The sequence below is a fragment of the Chachezhania antarctica genome (assembly GCF_003646465.1).
Classification (GTDB): domain Bacteria; phylum Pseudomonadota; class Alphaproteobacteria; order Rhodobacterales; family Rhodobacteraceae; genus Chachezhania; species Chachezhania antarctica.
The window spans coordinates 320,292-335,931 of the sequence record NZ_QZEX01000003.1 but is presented as its reverse complement, the minus strand read 5'-3'; the positions used below and the strand labels follow the sequence as shown (position 1 = coordinate 335,931).

At 65.6% G+C, this 15,640-nt stretch carries 17 protein-coding genes; 2 read left to right on the top strand and 15 right to left on the bottom strand.

The features are described from left to right. Positions 1-15: 15 nt before the first annotated feature. The 6 genes from D4754_RS08730 to pdxR all read right to left on the bottom strand — a co-directional run bounded on the left by D4754_RS08730 (position 16) and on the right by pdxR (position 6,942). Positions 16-840 carry an ABC transporter permease gene (locus D4754_RS08730; protein WP_121062717.1) on the bottom strand — a complete coding sequence of 275 codons (825 nt, stop codon included), beginning with the start codon at positions 838-840 and terminating at the stop codon, positions 16-18. Continuing rightward, complete coding sequence (locus D4754_RS08725; RefSeq protein ID WP_121062628.1) at positions 837-1,727, bottom strand: ABC transporter permease; 891 nt, start codon at positions 1,725-1,727, stop codon at positions 837-839. Before D4754_RS08725 ends, D4754_RS08730 begins: the two co-directional genes overlap by 4 nt. Then, positions 1,711-2,793: an ABC transporter ATP-binding protein gene (locus D4754_RS08720; RefSeq protein ID WP_121062627.1), complete on the bottom strand. Its 1,083-nt coding sequence runs from the start codon at positions 2,791-2,793 to the stop codon at positions 1,711-1,713. The genes D4754_RS08725 and D4754_RS08720 overlap by 17 nt, the downstream gene beginning before the upstream one ends. Before the next feature lie 74 nt (positions 2,794-2,867). Further along, positions 2,868-3,905 carry an ABC transporter substrate-binding protein gene (locus D4754_RS08715; RefSeq protein WP_121062626.1) on the bottom strand — a complete coding sequence of 346 codons (1,038 nt, stop codon included), beginning with the start codon at positions 3,903-3,905 and terminating at the stop codon, positions 2,868-2,870. A gap of 99 nt (positions 3,906-4,004) precedes the next feature. Further along, positions 4,005-5,321, bottom strand: a complete 1,317-nt coding sequence (locus tag D4754_RS08710) for an NAD(P)/FAD-dependent oxidoreductase (RefSeq protein ID WP_121062625.1) — start codon at positions 5,319-5,321, stop codon at positions 4,005-4,007. A gap of 130 nt (positions 5,322-5,451) precedes the next feature. Beyond that, the gene (pdxR, locus tag D4754_RS08705) at positions 5,452-6,942 is read right to left on the bottom strand and encodes a MocR-like pyridoxine biosynthesis transcription factor PdxR (protein WP_121062624.1); all 1,491 of its coding nucleotides are present in this window, start codon (positions 6,940-6,942) and stop codon (positions 5,452-5,454) included. Between the two features lie 138 nt (positions 6,943-7,080). Here pdxR and D4754_RS08700 point away from each other — a divergent pair, with 138 nt between their 5' ends. Then, positions 7,081-8,181 carry a mandelate racemase/muconate lactonizing enzyme family protein gene (locus tag D4754_RS08700; protein WP_121062623.1) on the top strand — a complete coding sequence of 367 codons (1,101 nt, stop codon included), beginning with the start codon at positions 7,081-7,083 and terminating at the stop codon, positions 8,179-8,181. 1 nt (position 8,182) lies between these two features. On the opposite strand, the gene D4754_RS08695 is transcribed toward D4754_RS08700, so the two are convergent. Beyond that, entirely contained in the window at positions 8,183-8,755 is a 573-nt protein-coding gene (locus D4754_RS08695) for a hypothetical protein (RefSeq protein WP_121062622.1), read from the bottom strand. A gap of 185 nt (positions 8,756-8,940) precedes the next feature. On the opposite strand from D4754_RS08695, the gene D4754_RS08690 reads away from it, so the two are divergent. Continuing rightward, positions 8,941-9,813, top strand: coding sequence for a formate/nitrite transporter family protein (locus D4754_RS08690; RefSeq protein ID WP_121062621.1), 873 nt, complete (start codon positions 8,941-8,943; stop codon positions 9,811-9,813). Between the two features lie 2 nt (positions 9,814-9,815). Here D4754_RS08690 and D4754_RS08685 read toward each other — a convergent pair whose 3' ends face one another. From D4754_RS08685 to D4754_RS08650, 8 genes are all read right to left on the bottom strand, one after another. Next, positions 9,816-10,031 carry a hypothetical protein gene (locus D4754_RS08685; protein ID WP_163025847.1) on the bottom strand — a complete coding sequence of 72 codons (216 nt, stop codon included), beginning with the start codon at positions 10,029-10,031 and terminating at the stop codon, positions 9,816-9,818. 41 nt (positions 10,032-10,072) lie between these two features. Next, positions 10,073-10,270: a hypothetical protein gene (locus tag D4754_RS08680; RefSeq protein WP_121062619.1), complete on the bottom strand. Its 198-nt coding sequence runs from the start codon at positions 10,268-10,270 to the stop codon at positions 10,073-10,075. Positions 10,271-10,594: 324 nt separating this feature from the next. Next, positions 10,595-11,191: a BON domain-containing protein gene (locus D4754_RS08675; RefSeq protein WP_121062618.1), complete on the bottom strand. Its 597-nt coding sequence runs from the start codon at positions 11,189-11,191 to the stop codon at positions 10,595-10,597. Between the two features lie 319 nt (positions 11,192-11,510). Then, positions 11,511-12,002: a YciE/YciF ferroxidase family protein gene (locus D4754_RS08670; protein ID WP_163025846.1), complete on the bottom strand. Its 492-nt coding sequence runs from the start codon at positions 12,000-12,002 to the stop codon at positions 11,511-11,513. Positions 12,003-12,234: 232 nt separating this feature from the next. Continuing rightward, positions 12,235-13,197 (bottom strand): YihY/virulence factor BrkB family protein, encoded by a 963-nt coding sequence (locus tag D4754_RS08665; protein ID WP_240453807.1) that lies wholly within the window; start codon positions 13,195-13,197, stop codon positions 12,235-12,237. Next, complete coding sequence (locus tag D4754_RS08660; RefSeq protein WP_121062616.1) at positions 13,194-14,510, bottom strand: DUF3618 domain-containing protein; 1,317 nt, start codon at positions 14,508-14,510, stop codon at positions 13,194-13,196. Before D4754_RS08660 ends, D4754_RS08665 begins: the two co-directional genes overlap by 4 nt. Beyond that, positions 14,507-14,911 carry a phage holin family protein gene (locus D4754_RS08655; protein ID WP_121062615.1) on the bottom strand — a complete coding sequence of 135 codons (405 nt, stop codon included), beginning with the start codon at positions 14,909-14,911 and terminating at the stop codon, positions 14,507-14,509. Before D4754_RS08655 ends, D4754_RS08660 begins: the two co-directional genes overlap by 4 nt. Next, positions 14,908-15,537, bottom strand: a complete 630-nt coding sequence (locus D4754_RS08650; RefSeq protein ID WP_121062614.1) for a hypothetical protein — start codon at positions 15,535-15,537, stop codon at positions 14,908-14,910. The genes D4754_RS08655 and D4754_RS08650 overlap by 4 nt, the downstream gene beginning before the upstream one ends. Positions 15,538-15,640: the final 103 nt, after the last annotated feature.

The window sequence follows — 15,640 nt, the reverse complement described above, 5'->3', positions numbered from 1 at the left end:
AGGTCTTTCCGGGGATTACTTGGGCTTGCGGTCCTGCCCCAGCGTCTGGGCCAGCACCATCATGAACGTGGTGACAAGGATCATGATCGTGGAAATCGACGCGATGGTCGGGTCGATCTGATCGCGCAGCGCGTTGAACATGTTGCGCGTCAGCGTCGGGTTGTCCCCGCCCGAGATGAACATGGCCACCACGACCTCGTCGAAGGACGTGAGGAACGACAGGAGGCCCGCCGTGATCACCCCGAACTTGATCTGCGGCAGCGTGACGGTCAGGAACGCCTTCCACCGCGGCGCACCAAGGGACCGGGCGGCGTTCTCCTGGCTCATGTCGTAGCTTTTCAGCGCCGATCCGGTGACGATCACCACCAGCGGCAGCGCCAGAACCGTATGGGCCAGCACCAGCCCGGTGACGGTGTAAAGCAGTTGCAGCTGCACATAGGCATAGAACGCGCCGATGGCGACCAGCACCAGCGGCACCATCATCGGCGTCAGCATCAGCACGAAGGCGGCGCGCACGAAGGCGACGTTCGATGCGTGGAGCCCGTAGGCCGCCAGCACGCCCACAGGCGTCGCCACCAGCATCGTCAGCACCGCGACCTTCAGCGACGTCACCGTCGCGCGCATCCATTCGGGCGAGCCGAAGTAATGCCCGTACCAGCGGGTCGACCATGTCTCGGGCGGGAATTCCAGGTACTGGCTGTCCGAAAACGACATCGGGATGACGATCAGCGTGGGCAGGACCAGCAGGATCATCACGACGCCCGCAAGGATATAAAGCCACAGCCGCTGCCCGTGGGTGACCTGCGTTTCCGTCGCGGGGCGCTTCAGCCAGTTCATCAGTGGCCCCCTCCGGCGATGTTTTCCAGCTTCAGGAAGCGCGACGCGATCCACAGGATGATCATCGTCATCACCAGAAGGACGACGCCAAGGGCCGATGCCGCGCCCCAGTTCACGAACAGCTCGATGTTCGACACGATCTTCATCGACACCATGATCACCTTGCCGCCGCCCAGCACCGCCGGCGTCACGAAGAAGCCAAGACACAGGATGAAGACCATCAGCGCCCCGGCGCTCAGCCCCGGCATCGTGAGCGGGAAGAACACGTCCCAGAACGCGCGGCGGGGATGGGCGCCAAGGTTCGACGCCGCCTTCATCAGGTCACGGTTGATCGCGCGCATGGACCCGTAGACCGGCAGGATCAGGAACGGCAGCATGATATGGACCATGCCGATCAGCGTGCCGGTCATGTTGTGGACCATCTTGATAGGTTCCTCCCACAGCCCCAACGAGATCGCCCAATTGTTGACCAGCCCCTGCTTCTGCAGCAGCACCAGCCACGCATAGGTGCGCACCAGAAGCGAGGTCCAGAACGGCAGCAGCACCGTGATCAGCGCGATATTGGCCAGCCGGTCCGGCAGTTGCGACATGAAATAGGCCAGCGGATAGCCGATCATGATGCACAGGCCCGTCGTCAGGAAGCTGACCTGAAACGTGGTGCCGAAGATCCTGCGATAGGATTTCCGGTCGATCATTCGTTCGTAGTTCTCCAGCGAGAAACTGCCATCCGCGCCCATGAACGACACGTAGAACAGCCATCCCACCGGCACGACGAGGATGACAAGGATCAGCAGCATCGCGGGCGAGGCCAGCCCGAAGAGCGACAGCCGCTCGATCAGCCCGTCGCGGCGCAGGCCGGCGGCGTTCAGGGGTTCACTCTGCGCTTGCATCGATCACCACCGTGTCTTCGGGGGCAAGGCCCAGCGTCACGGCCTGGCCTTCTTCGGGCAGCGCCGCCGTGCCGCGCATGGCCCCGCGGAGCGCTATCTGGCTGCCGTCGTTCAGGCGGGCATGGAGCAGGTAGCTGTCGCCCTGGTAGACGACATCGGTCGCCGTGGCGTCGAAGGTATTGAACCCTTCGGACGGGCCATCGCGAAGGACGATGCGTTCGGGGCGGATCATCAGTTGCAGCTTGGGCGCGTCGGGCACCGCGTGGTGGCCCAGCTTCAGGGGCACCCCGTTCCATGCCAGCGTGTCGCCCGACCGCGTCACGTCAAGGAAGGTGGACTCGCCGATGAAATCGGCCACGAAACGGTTTGCGGGGCGTTCGTAAAGATCGCGCGGCGTGGCCAGCTGCATGATGCGGCCGTGGTTCACGACGGCGATCCTGTCCGACATCGTCAGCGCCTCGCGCTGGTCGTGGGTCACGTAGACGGTCGTCATGCCCAGCTGTTCGTGGAGGTGGCGCAGTTCGATCTGCATCTGGTCGCGCAGCTTCTTGTCGAGCGCGGAGAGCGGCTCGTCCATCAGCAGGATCCGCGGTTCGAACACGATGGCGCGGGCCACGGCCACGCGCTGGCGCTGGCCGCCCGAAAGCTGGTCGATCCGCCGTTCGCCGAAGCCGCCCAGCTGCACAGTGTCCAGCGCCCTGGCCACACGCTCGGCGATCTCGGCCTTCGGGCGTTTGCGCAGCTTCAGCGGATAGCCCACGTTGCCTTCGACCGTCATGTGCGGGAACAGGGCGTAGCTTTGGAAGGTCATGCCCAGATCGCGCAGGTGCGGCGGCGTGCGGATCACCTCGGTATCGCCGAACTTCAGGCTGCCGCAATCGGGCCGGGTGAAACCCGCCAGCACCATCAGCAGCGTCGTCTTGCCGGATCCGGACGGGCCAAGCAGCGTCAGGAACTCCCCGCTTTCGACATCGATCGAGACATCGTCCAGCGCGTACACCGGCCCATACGTCTTGGTCACATTGCGCACGGTGATCGGCAGCGCGTCGGTGTTCGGCTGGTTCAATTCAGGGGCCCCCGGCTAAATCATGACCGGCGGGCACGGGGGCCCGCCGGGGTGTTTCGCGTCTGCGCGCAAACCTACTCGGTCAGCATTTCCTGGTACATCTCGGCCGCAACGGTTTCCCATTCGGCGTACCATTCCAGCGAAATCGGCAGTTGCAGCGCCGCGTTTTCGGGCGACGACGGCAGGGTTGCCGCCACTTCGGCCGTGATCACACCGGTGTCGTAGGCGGCCTTGTTGGTCGGGCCGTAGGTGATGTATTTCGGCAGGTCGTCCTGGTATTCGGCCTTCGAGATTTCGGCCAGGAACGCCATCGCCGTGTCCTTGTTCGGCGCGCCCTTCGGGATCGCGAAGCAATCGTAGTCCAGCAGCGCCTGGTTGTAGGAATAGGTCACCTTGGCGCCGTCCTTCGCCGCATTGTCGAACCGCCCGTTCCAGCCGGTGGTCATATCGACCTCGCCGTCCTTCATCAGCTGCGCGTGCTGCGCGCCCGAGGACCAGAAGACGTCAATGTTGGGCCGCAGCTCGCGGATCTTGTCCAGCGCGCGTTCGATCCCTTCTTCCGAGGACAGGACCTCGTAGACGTCCTCCGGCGGGACGCCATCGGCCATCAGGGCAGGCTCCAGCGCGCCGGCGACCGAACCGCGATAGGCGCGGCTGCCGGGGAATTTCTCGACATCCCAGAAATCGGCCCAGCTTTGCGGGCCGTCTTCGCCGTAGGTGTCGGTGTTCCACGCATAGACCGTCGAAAACACGTCGCCGCCCACGCAATAGGTGGATTTCAGCGTGGGGTAGAAGTCGCTGACGTCGATCACGTCGTAATCGAGCGGTTCCAGCAGCCCTTCGGCCCCCGCCCGCGCGGCCGAGCCCGAGCCAGACGCGACGATGTCCAGCGTTACCTGCCCGGTCGACACCTGCAGCCGCACGTCGGACATGCCGCCATAGGTTTCCTGCTTCACCGCAATGCCGGTGTTTTCGGCGGCCGGTTCGAACAGGGCCTTGCTCTGCGCGTCCTGGTACGATCCGCCCCACGAGGCGACGGTCACCTCGCCCTCGGCCATCGCGGTGGAGGCCAGCAGCGTGGCCATTACTGTCAGTGTCGCTGTGCGTTTCATGTCAGTCTCTCCTGTCGGTTGGTGTCCGCGACGGGCGCGGACTGGCCGATATGGTTTGACCTCGCCGGGGCTCGGCCTGCCCCGCGAAGCATTTCGGGATCACGCGCCGGCGGCCGCCGCACGGCATTGCCGTGCGTCCAGCCAGCGGTAGTAGCCGACCGCCGCGGGAAGAAACCACGGCTTGCCGGTGTAAAGCGGTCGTGTCGGGTTCGGCAGATCGTCGAACGCGGTCTTGCCCTCGGCCAGGCCCAGCACCTTCTGGCCTGTGCGCATGCCCAGATAGCCCGCCATCGACACGCCCGAACCGCAGTAGCCCATCGCGTAATGGATACCGTCATGGGTGCCGGTATGGGCCAGTTCGTCGAAGGTATAGGCAACAGTGCCGTTCCAGCTGTGGCTGATGGCGGAACCTTCCAGTTCCGGGAAGATCCGGACCATCGACTGGTGGAGGAGCTTTGCGCTCGACACCGTGTCGGTTTCGCCCGTGGTGACGCGGCCGCCGAAAAGGATCCGGCGGCGGTCGGGGGTGGTGCGGTAATAGTAGACGACCTTGCAGGTATCGCTGGCGATGCGGTCGGTGGGGAACAGGCGGTCGATGGTCGCTTCCGGAAGTTCCTCGGTCACGATGATGTAGCTGCCGATGGGGATCACCCGCCGCTGCATCCACGGCACGATCCCATCGGAATAACCATTGGTGGCCACCACCACGTCCCGCGCCTGAACCTTGCCCTTGGCGGTGGTGACGGTGAAGCCCTGCGACGTCTTCTCGACCCCCGTCACCTTGCAGTTCCCGATGACGGTCGCGCCCGCGTCCAGCGCCCGGATCAGCATCGCGCGATGCATCTTGCCGGGGTGGACGGAGCAGTGCCTGGGATAGACCAGACCGCCGAAATAGGTGTCTGTCCCCAGTTCCTTGTGCTGTTCCGCACGTGGCACGACGATGCTTTCCAGCGCCTCGTCGCGGCGCATCTGTTCGGCGTCGCGGACAAGGGTTTCGTAATGCTCCGGCGTATGGGCCGCATGAAACCGGCCGCAGCGGCGGAAATCGGCATCCAGCCCTTCGCTTTCGATCAGGTCGCCCAGCCATTCCAGCGCATCGACGCCCGTCTGGCGGATCGCGCGGGCCTTCTGTTCGCCGAACTTGGCCGTGAGCTTCGGCAGAGACGGCTTTACACTGGTGCTGACTTGCCCGCCATTCCTTGTAGAACATCCAAAGCCCGGATCACCGGCATCGAGCACAAGCGTCTCGCGCCCGCCTGCCGCCGTGACCTGCGCGGCGTTCAGCCCGGTGTAGCCCGAGCCGATCACCAGCACATCAGTCCGGTCCGGCAGGGTGCCACCGGTCGCGGGGGCGGGCCCCGTCTGATCCAGCCAATAGGGCTGGTGCCGGATGTCTGTCGTCTGAACCTTCGCCATCAAGACCCTTCACCGCGTTGCCATGTGCACGCCATCAGGCGCATCCCTTCTGTCCGCCGGACAACGGGGCGCCCCATCGGAAGGCTAGGGCAGGATTGGTCCGGTGCTGATATCCAATGTGACAAAACCATCAGTCCAATTTCTGCGCGATCTCGGGCAGGCCCCGCAGCACGGCGATACCGTGGCGAATATCCTCGGGCGAGGCGCAGCCAAAGCCCAGAACCAGCCCGGCCTGTCCAAGCGGCGTGAGCGAATACCGCGCCAGCGGCGCCAGCGTCACGCCCCGCTCGGCCGCTTGTGCGACCACCGTCGCCTCGTCAATGCCGGGGGCAAGGACGGCGGGCGTGTGGAAGCCGCCCGAGGTCTCCTGTACCTCCACCGCGCCTTTCAGCGCCTGTGCTTCCTGCATCAGCACATCGTAGCGCGCCTTGTACAGGCGGCGCATCAGCCGGATATGCGTGGCGAAATGGCCTTCGTCCATGAAATCGGCGGCGATGGCCTGTGTCATGGTCGGGGGGCCGCTGCCCCAGTCGGCGAACAACCGGTCGAAGGCGTCGATCATGCGCGGCGGCACCACCGCGAAGCCCAGCCGCAGGGACGGAAACAACGATTTGGAGAACGTGCCGACATAGATCACCCGTTCATTCGCATCGATGCTGGACAGGGCGGGTTGCGGGGCGTTGCCGAAGTAGAATTCTCCGTCGTAATCGTCTTCGACCACCACGGCCTGCGCGTCTTCGGCTGCCTTCAGAAGCTCGAACCGGCGGCTGAGGGACATGACATGCCCCAGGGGCTGCTGATGCGACGGTGTGACGAAGGCAAGCCGGAAATGGGGTGCCTTTTCAAGGCCGTCCTGCACGACCAGCCCTTCGCCATCGACGGCAACGGGCACCAGCTCTGCCCCCTCTGCCAGCAGCGCGTTTCGCGCGCCGGACGCGCCGGGGTTCTCCATCCAGACCCTGTCGCCGGGGTTCAGCAGCAACTGCCCGATCAGCGAAAACGCATGTTGCGCGCCGGTCGTGACAAACACCTGGTCGGGATGGCAATTCATCCCCTTCAGCGCGCTCAGATGCGTGGCAATAGCGCGGCGTAGCGGCGCATAGCCCTTGGGTTCGCCATAGCCCATCGTCACACCCCGGTCGGCCCGCATCAGCCGGGCCGAGATCCGCGACCAGTGCGCCATCGGGAAGGCTTCGAGAGCGGGCAAGGCCGTCACGAACGCGCCGCCCCGGTGCGGCAGCCACGACCGGCGGGCAAAGGCGCTGTCCGCGTGGTTGATGGCATAGGACACACGCGGCTGCGCGCCCGAAGGTGCACGCGCGGCATCGGTCACCGGGGGCGGGCGTTCGCGATCCAGCGTGTCGCTGACGAAGGTGCCGGAGCCGACCTTCGACACCAGCATCCCTTCCGACACCAGCCGGTCGATGGCATCGATCACCGTGGTGCGCGACACGCCGGTTTCCTTGGCCAGCGTCCGCGTGGCCGGCAGGCGCTCCCCCGCGCGCAATCCGCCCGAAAGGATCACGTCCCGCAGGGCAAGGTACAGCTGGACGCTGATGCTCTTGCTCGCGCGCCGGTCCAGCCGGATCGATGACAGCAATGCGCCGGCCGAATGCTTCACGTTTGTCCGATTCCCATGTCGTTGGCCGGACCATAGCCGAGGATTGGACCAGAGCCATTCCCGAAATGGATATATTCATCAGTCCATTTTCTGTAGAGCCTGCACCGGCGGAACGAGAACGGGCAGCGGACGAGGGCCATGAAACTCAAGACGATCGAGACCTTTTCGAACGAATTTGTCTGTTTTGTACGGATAACGGCAGAAGACGGCACACAGGGCTGGGGCCAGGTCGCGCCCTATTTTGCCGATATCACCGCGCAGGTTCTGCACCGCCAGGTCGCACCGCATGTGCTGGGGATGGATTGCCGCAACATCGACGCCATGCTGGATCTGGTTCGCGACCGTGAACACAAGTTCCCCGGCGCCTACCTGCGCCGGGCGATGGGCGGGGTGGATACCGCGCTCTGGGACTGGCGCGGCAAGTGCGAAGGGCTGCCTGTCTGTTCCCTGATCGGCGGCAGCCCGGGGACGGTCCGGGCCTATGCGTCGTCGATGAAGCGGGACATCACGCCGAAGGACGAGGCCGACCGCTTCCTGCGCCTGCGCGATGCCCATGGCTTCGATGCGTTCAAGTTCCGCATCGGCGCGGAAGTGGGCCGCGACCAGGACGAATGGCCCGGCCGGACCGAGGAGATCGTGCCGACGATCCGCAAGGCGCTTGGCGATGACGCCGCGCTGCTGGTCGATGCCAATTCCTGCTATTCCCCGGCCAAGGCGATCGAGGTGGGGCATATGCTGCAGGACAACGGCGTCTCACATTACGAGGAGCCGTGCCCCTACTGGGAGTTCGCGCAGACGAAAGAGGTCACCGACGTGCTGGACATCGACATCACGGGCGGCGAGCAGGACTGCATGCTGGCCAACTGGAAGGGTATGATCGACGGGCGGATCGTCGACGTGCTGCAGCCCGACATTTGCTATCTTGGCGGCATCTCGCGAACGCTGCGGGTGGCGCGGATGGCGGAAACCGCGGGCATGCCTGTCACGCCCCATGCGGCGAACCTGTCACTGGTCACGCTGTTCACGATGCACTTGCTGCGGGCGATTCCGAATGCCGGCAAGTACCTGGAATTCTCGATCGAGGGCGAGGATTACTACCCGTGGCAGACGGGCCTGTTCACCAGCGACCCCTACGGGATCGAGGACGGCCTTGCCACGGTCACCGACGCCCCCGGCTGGGGGGTCGAGGTCGCGCCCGAATGGCTCGCGAAGTCCGACTACCGGGTCACCACAGTGTAGGTCATGGCAGGGAGGCCGCGATCCAGCGCGGGTAGCTGACATTCCGCAACCCGTCGAGGCCTAGTGCCGCGTGCCAGTCCTCCAAAGCCGCCATGTCGGTGCCTTCGATGGCGACGGTCCACGTGTCCGGGCTGAAATCGGCGTCGATGCGCGCGATCTCGGCCGTGATGGTATCGGCTTCGAACTGAACCCTGTCCTTGCGCACGGTCCGCGCGATGTGGCCTGCGTTCGTGAAGGCGGCCAGAAGATCTTCGGCGTCGCAGGTTTGCCCGGGCTCCAGCGCGGGGAAACCCGGCGCCGCGCCGAAACAGCGTGTCAGGGCCGCACCCCTTGCGGGCAGGTCCATCAGGCCCATCGGTTCCCAGCGTTCGAAACGGCCGACCTTCTGCGCGCAGTGCTTCAGATCCAGCGCCGATCCGTTCCGCAGCTTGAATGCCCAGTCCGGCCGACCGTCGGACAGATAGACGTCTTCCCGGCTGTCGCGTGACGTGGCCGTCATCCGGTCGCGTATCGCCGCGCGCGGGCGGATCAGGCCGTCACCGAACGCGCGGAATTCCAGGCGGGCTTCGGTCATGTCATGCTACTGTCTGAAAGGTCATTGTCAGGGTCCCGTGGGCCTGCGTTGTTTGGTAACAGGAACTCAATGCGCTTTCAGCCGTTGGAGTTCCGGGACATTCGTGCCCTGGCCCATTTTCTTCAGGCGGAGCAGACGGCACCGCATTTCATTTACTCCTACGGCACAGACCGGACATTCGACCCATGGAAGACACTCACAAGGAAAACCACGTCGACAACCACGACGAGGCGCTGACCAGCCAGGAACAGGACGCGCTGGAAGACCAGGCGCCGATCCGCGCCGTCGCGATCTTCGAGGCCATCCGCCGCGAGGGTCGGACGGAACTCTACCGTCCCTTGGGCGCGCTGGCGATGTCGGGGCTGGTGGCGGGGATGGCGATGGGCTTTTCGGTGCTGCTGCAATCGCTGCTCCGGTCGCACCTGCCCGATACCGAATGGCGCCCGCTGATCGACAGCTTCGGCTACTGCTTCGGTTTCCTGCTGGTCATCCTCGGCCAGTTGCAGCTGTTCACCGAGAACACGATCAAGGCCGTCTGCCCGGTGCTGGATCATCCGTCGCTGACGGTGTTCCTGCGGCTGGGGCGGCTGTGGTCGATCGTGCTGGTCACCAACGTGGTCGGGGCCGCGTGCTTTGGCGCGGCGCTGTGGCTGTCGAAGGATGTCCAACCAGAAATCTGGCAGACCGCCTACGAGCTTTCTCAGAAGGCGGTCTCCTATGGCTTCACCGAAACCCTGCTGCGCGGGATCGGGGCCGGGTGGCTTGTGGCCGCGCTTGTCTGGATGCGCCCGACGACAGGGTCGGTCCAGCCGATGATTATCGTGCTGATCACCTATGTCATCGCGCTGGCCGGCTTCACCCATGTCGTCGCCGGAACGACCGAGGCCGCCTTCCTTGTCCTGGAAGGCGACAGGACGGTGGGAGAGGCGGTCTTCGGCTATATCGTTCCGGCGATGCTGGGCAACCTGCTGGGCGGGTCGCTGATCTTCACCATGCTCGTCTGGGTCCAGATCCGGAACGAACTGAGGATGGATGCCGACGACCACCTGAAGGAGTGACCCTAGACGGGGATCCTGCCCGGCGGCAGTTCGGGCGGGGTATCCGGCGGGGTCTCGTTGGGCTCCTCCGGCCGGGGCGGATAGTCCGGCAGGTCGGGCGTTTCCTCGGGGTTGCCCGGCGGGATCGGCGGGGGCGTGTTGTCGGGCATCGGGTCCTCGGGCGGGGTGCGCGGCGGCACGCCGGCCTGCATCGGGACGTCTTGGGGTCGGGCTGTCATGGCAGCTCCCTTTCGTTGAAATTGGATGATGAGCGGATGGTTCAGTACGTTGCGGGCGGATCGCTGGCCGGGAAGCTTTCGTCGCTCATCTCGTCGACGCGATCCCAGTTGCGGGGTGGGTCGCGCATCTGGTCGGGGCCGGCTTCGCGGACGCCGGGCGTTGAAAGCCCGTGGCGCATCTTGCGGCCGGCGAAGATCAGGCCAAGCACGGCAGCGCCCATCAACAGCTTCGAGAACATTCCAGTCTCCTTTGCAAAACGGGTCCCGGCGCGCTCGGACGCCGCGGTGTGCGCGGCGGCGGGTCTGCGGGGCGGTTGATCCCTGCCCGGCAAATCGCCGGGCAGGGTGCGTTCAATGGTCCACGGCAGGGACAGACCCATGCCCGGCGGGCCCGACGCGTTGGGCATGGCGGCGGAGGGTGCCGCAACCACACCTGGTTCGGGCAGCCCCCTAAACATCATGGCAATGACCTGCCAACCGGGGGGCCATGACGGCCGGAATGGCCGTCATCGGAGCAGGGCACCGGCCCGGCCAGGCGCAGGGGGCCCGGGCGGCCGTTCCGTTCAGACCGCACCGAAGGTGTCGCCGGACTGCTTGACGCGCAGGTTGTTCTGCACGTGCTGCACGCCCATCACGTCTTCGGCGCAGTCCTCGGCGCGGCGCTTCTGCCGGCGGGAGCCCACGATGCCGTCCAGCGTCACCTCGCGCTCGGTGACCGCGACCTGAACATCGGTCGCGTCGACCACCGCATCCTCGGTCAGGTAGTCGTTGACGTCTTCGAGGATGCGTTCGTCCGACCGGCGATAGTCCTTCGGCCCACGGCCGCGGTGGTCCTGCTCGCGCCGCTCTTCAGCATCATCGTCGCCGAACCACGATGCGACCTCGTCGCTCGCCCGGTCGAAGAAGGTCCGATCGCCGGGGCGGGACGGCTGCCACATCGCTCGGTCATAGAACGGCGGGCCGTAGGGGCCGGGGTGATAGGCCGAAAACGGAAAGCCGCCCACGCCCCAGCCGGGGCCGGCCATCGCGTAAGGATCGCGCCGCGGACGGCCGTAGTAGGGACCGGCGTTCGCGTCTTCACGGAACGGCGTTTCACGCGGGTCGTTGCGCCAGTTGCGGATGGGGTCATTCATGTCGTTGTCGGTATAGTCGCGTGCCATGTCTTGTTCCCTTTCCTGTTCGTGAACGGGATCGACGTGCGGGGCCTGCCCGGCCGCGCCCTTTGTATCCTGCCCGCATTGGCGGGCCTTCGGAGCGTGCGGGCATTGCTACCGTCCGCTCGACCCCTTTGATTGTAAGGATTCAACCAGTATCCCGGGGCAATTGTTCCTGCCGGCGGGCGGATTTGATGGGCTCTGGCCGTCGCTTTTCCGAAAGTGTTCCGGGCGTTTCGGGCCGCGGAAGGACACGGCGGCCGCGCCTTGGGAGGCGGGCCGCCATGTCGTGGTTTCCATGCATCGAGGCCTTGGCCGCACACGGTCATGCGGACCGGTTCTTGCGTTCTTCCGCGGCCTTGGTCAGCATTTCCTGTGCGTCGCAGACCTCGGTCCAGGCTTCGTCCAGAAGCGTGGTACAGGTCTCGCGGCCCAGTTCGTTCGACCATTCCAGCAGCGTCGTGTAGCGGGCCAGTTCATAGCCCACGATCATCCGGGCCACGGCCGTCAGAGCGGTTTCGACGGTTTCTTCGCCCATCGTGCTGGTCATCACGGCCCTGGCCTCTTCCAGAAGCGCGTCGATGGCCTGTGCGCCGGCATCGTCGGGGCTGGCATCAATGTCCGCGAAGATCTTCTCAAGCCGCGAAATCCGGGTCTCTACTTCGGTCAGGTAGGACCGAAGTCCTTGCCGCAAGGGGCCTGTCCCCGTCTTGTCGATGAGATCGGGCAGGCGCTCGATGATCCGGGTCTCGGCCGTGTGGATCGATCGCAGCCAATAGAGGAACAGCTCTTCCTGCGTTTTTGCGTCCTTTGCCATGAAAGTCATCCTTTGCTCCTTTCATGCTCCTGTTCGGGGTGTCCGGGATCCGGCGTCGGTTTCGGACCCGGCGGCCCGTCGATTGACGGTCGGCCGGGCCTGAACGGCGCGGAACGTGGGACGTCGGGAACGCGGAGCGTTCTGACAGGACAACAATCACGGGGGCGGGGTTGTTCCGGCCCGGGCTGTCGAAACGCGCGGGCCAAGGGGCGGTCGGCGCGAAGCCGCCGGGTCAGAGCGGTTTGGGATCGCCCGGCATCTGGTCGGCCTTCACGGCACCGCGTGCGCCCATCGGCATGGGATCGCCGGTGGTCGTGTCCTTCTGCGTCTGGGCCTCGGCCTCGGCGTTCAGCTCGGCCCCCAGAAGGATCAGGATGGCCGAGATCCACAGCCACATCAGCAGGATGATCACCCCGGCCAGTGCGCCGAACGTCTCCTGGTAGCTGCCGAAATTCTGGACGTAGTAGGCGAACCCGGCAGAGGCGGCGAGCCACAGGACGGTGGCCAGAACCGCGCCGGGGGTCAGCCAGTTCCACCTGGCGGGCTTCCGGTTGGGCGCGAAATGGTAGACCACGCCAAGCCCGACCATCGCCATGATGACCAGCGCGACCCAGCGGGCGAGCCCGATGACGAATTCCACGACCGGGCCGAGCGAGATGAATTGCATGATCGACGGCAGGATGATCGTTGCCCCCAGCCCGGCGATCAGCCCCACGATCAGGAACAGTGTCAGCGCCAGACGCAGCAGCGTCAGGTGGATGAAGCCCCGGCTTTCCTTTTCGTCGTAAACGACGTTCAGGCCTTCGATCAGGCTGCCCACGCCCTTGGACGACGACCATATTGCAAGGCCCAGCCCCATCAGGGCCGCGAGGCCCAGCCCGCTGCTCTGGCTGCCGGCCACGGCCGAGGCCTGTCCGATGATGATCTCGGCGGCAGCAGAGGGCACCACGGCCGAGACCGTTTCGATCTGCTGGGTGACCTGCGACGGCTCGAACACCCGGCCGGCCAGTGCCATCAGCGCGGTGATGGCGGGAAACAGGGCCAGCAGACCGTAAAAAGCCACGCCCGCTGCGATCAGCGTGACGTGGTCCCTTTGCATTTCCTGCCAGACGCGGCGGAAAATACCGATCCACCCGCGCCAGGGAATCTGGCGCGGGCGGGTGGCATCATGTCCGGGATGGCTTTCAGCCGTCACGACGTCGATGGTTGGCCGAGCTTCTGCTTCTCGGCTTCCTTCTTCGTATCATCAGCCACGCGATTCACACCGCTGCGGACCTCATCGGCGACATGTTCGGCGGCGGACTTGTCGCCCGGCGCCTGGTCGTCGATCTTGGCACGCTCCTCGTCCAGGACTTCCTGGGCCGAGGCGGCGGCGCGGTCGGCGACCTGCTTGGCCTTGCCCCATTCGGCTTCCAGCATCCGTTCCGCACGGTCATAGTAGCGGTCCGATTGCTTGCCCATCAGATCGTCTTCCTGCCGGGTGCGGGGCAGGGTGCCTGCCAGGATCGCACCGGCCGCGATGGCCAGACCGCCGACCACGAGGGGGTTGTCCTCGTAGAACTTCGTCGCCGTATCGGCGCCGGAGCGGGCCCGGCGTGCCGCGGCGCGGCGGGCCTTCACGGCCGACCAGCGGGCGGCGATGACGCGTTCACGCGCGTCGTCGGCCAGGCTTTCCGTGCCGCGCGCCAGACGGCGGCGGATGCGGCGGGCACGGTGGGCAGCGGAATCCCGCATCGTCGCGGCGCTGCTCTTCACGTTGTGCCCCACGGCCGACGCCCGACCCGACACCGTATCGGCGGTGTCGCGGGCCTGTTCGCCGACGCTTGCAGCGGCGTCCGAGATCCGGTCGCCCATGCCAGGGGTGTCATCTTCATCGTCGATGTCGTCCTCGAAGCCGGCCCAGTAGTCGTCGTCATCAGCATAAAGCCAATCGTCCTGGACGTCACGCCGATAAAGGCCGCGGCCATCGGTCAGGACACCGTCGCCCGCGCGATCCGCCATCGAGGCGGAAGGCCGTTCCGGATCCGAATACGTGCGGTTGATGCCGCCGCCATGCGACGCCGACGGGTGCGTCCGACGGACAGAGGACACGTATCCCTCCTCGTCGTCATATCCGGCCTCGTAGCCAGCGCCGGATCCGACGCGCTCACGGGCATAGTCGCGGGCCTGGCCCACCCGGGTGCGGGCGGCTGCCGCGACACCGCTGCCGGTCGACGCGATGGCGTTGCCGGTCGACGCGATGGCGTGCTTGTCCTGTTGCCAGGACCGGCCGCTCATCAGCCACACAAGGCCGACGCCGGTCAGGGCCAGCGCGACAGGGTTACGTTTCACCGATTGCGTGATGGCGTTGCCGATATCCTGCCCGTGATCGGACAGGCCGCGGCCAAGCTCGCGCAGGATGTTGTCGGCGGAAAAACGGTCCTGCAATTCATCGACGGTGTGGCCCAGCTGGGCGCGTTCCTTTTCGATGCTGCGTTCGATTTCGTCGGGGGTGCGGGTGTCGGTCATTTCGACATACCTCCTTGCACGGCGCGCGCGTCGCGCTTGATGTTTTCTGCGGTCCGGGACGGGGCGAGGCTGGACAGTTTCAGATCGTTGCCACCTTTCGAGAACAGGATGGCGGCGATCACGCCCAGCACGACGCCCACGATCAGTGCGGCCCAGCCGGGCTCGATGCCGACTTCGGTCAGACCACTGACCACGGCAGCGGCGAGAACGTTCAGCGCAACAAGCGCGATGACGACGGCGCCGACAAGCATGCCGATGGCGGCTGTTGCCTTCCGCAGGTTCTGGTCGACCTCGGCGCGGGCCAGGTCGACCTCGCTGCGGATCAGGGTCGAGATGTGCCGGATTGCCTCGCTCAGAAGCGTTCCGGTGCTTTCGGTCGATGTGCGGTCAGTGGCGGTCATTTGATCTCTCCCGGTTTGCCGTGGGGCACGCCGGCGCCCGTGGCGGGGGCAGTGCCTGCTGTTGCAGGGCTTGACGTTGCGGGCGAAGGCGCCGCCGGCGGGGTATGGGGCTGGCGGCCGACAACTGCGGCCTCCAGCTCGTCATCGCCTTCGTCGCTGTCCCACATGTGGTTCAGGTCGACCGAGCCTTCGCGGTGACGCTCCGAAGCGCGTGCGATCCGGGTTCCGGCAAAGCCCAGAAGGGCTGCGCCGCCCAGGAAGGCCAGCGGGTTACGGCGCGCAAAATCCGACACGTCGCCGGCCACTTCGCCCAGGTCCTTGTCGCGCACGGTATCCGACATATCGGCCAGCGCGTCGGCCATCTGACCGAACGTGCGTTCCTGCGGGGAGCCGTCGCGAAGTTCCTCGGCGGCGCGGCGCAGCGCGTCACCCATGTTCGAAATCTCGTCGGCGACACCGGCCTTGGCCTGCTCGCCGCGCTTGCCGACTTCTTCGACCGCGCGATCCCGAATGCTTTCCGCCGTGTCCTGAGCGTCACGTTTCAGGTCTTGTGTCAGGCCTTGGGCTGCGTCGCCCGCGGTCTGCGTGCTGTCTCTCGATTCGGTGGGCGTTGTTGACTGTGTCATTTGCTCACGTCCTTTCTCGAAAATGGGGGTTGGTCAGGCGATGATGTTCAGCAGAGCGACGACGATCACCAGCAATCCGACCAGGTATATGATGCTGTGCATT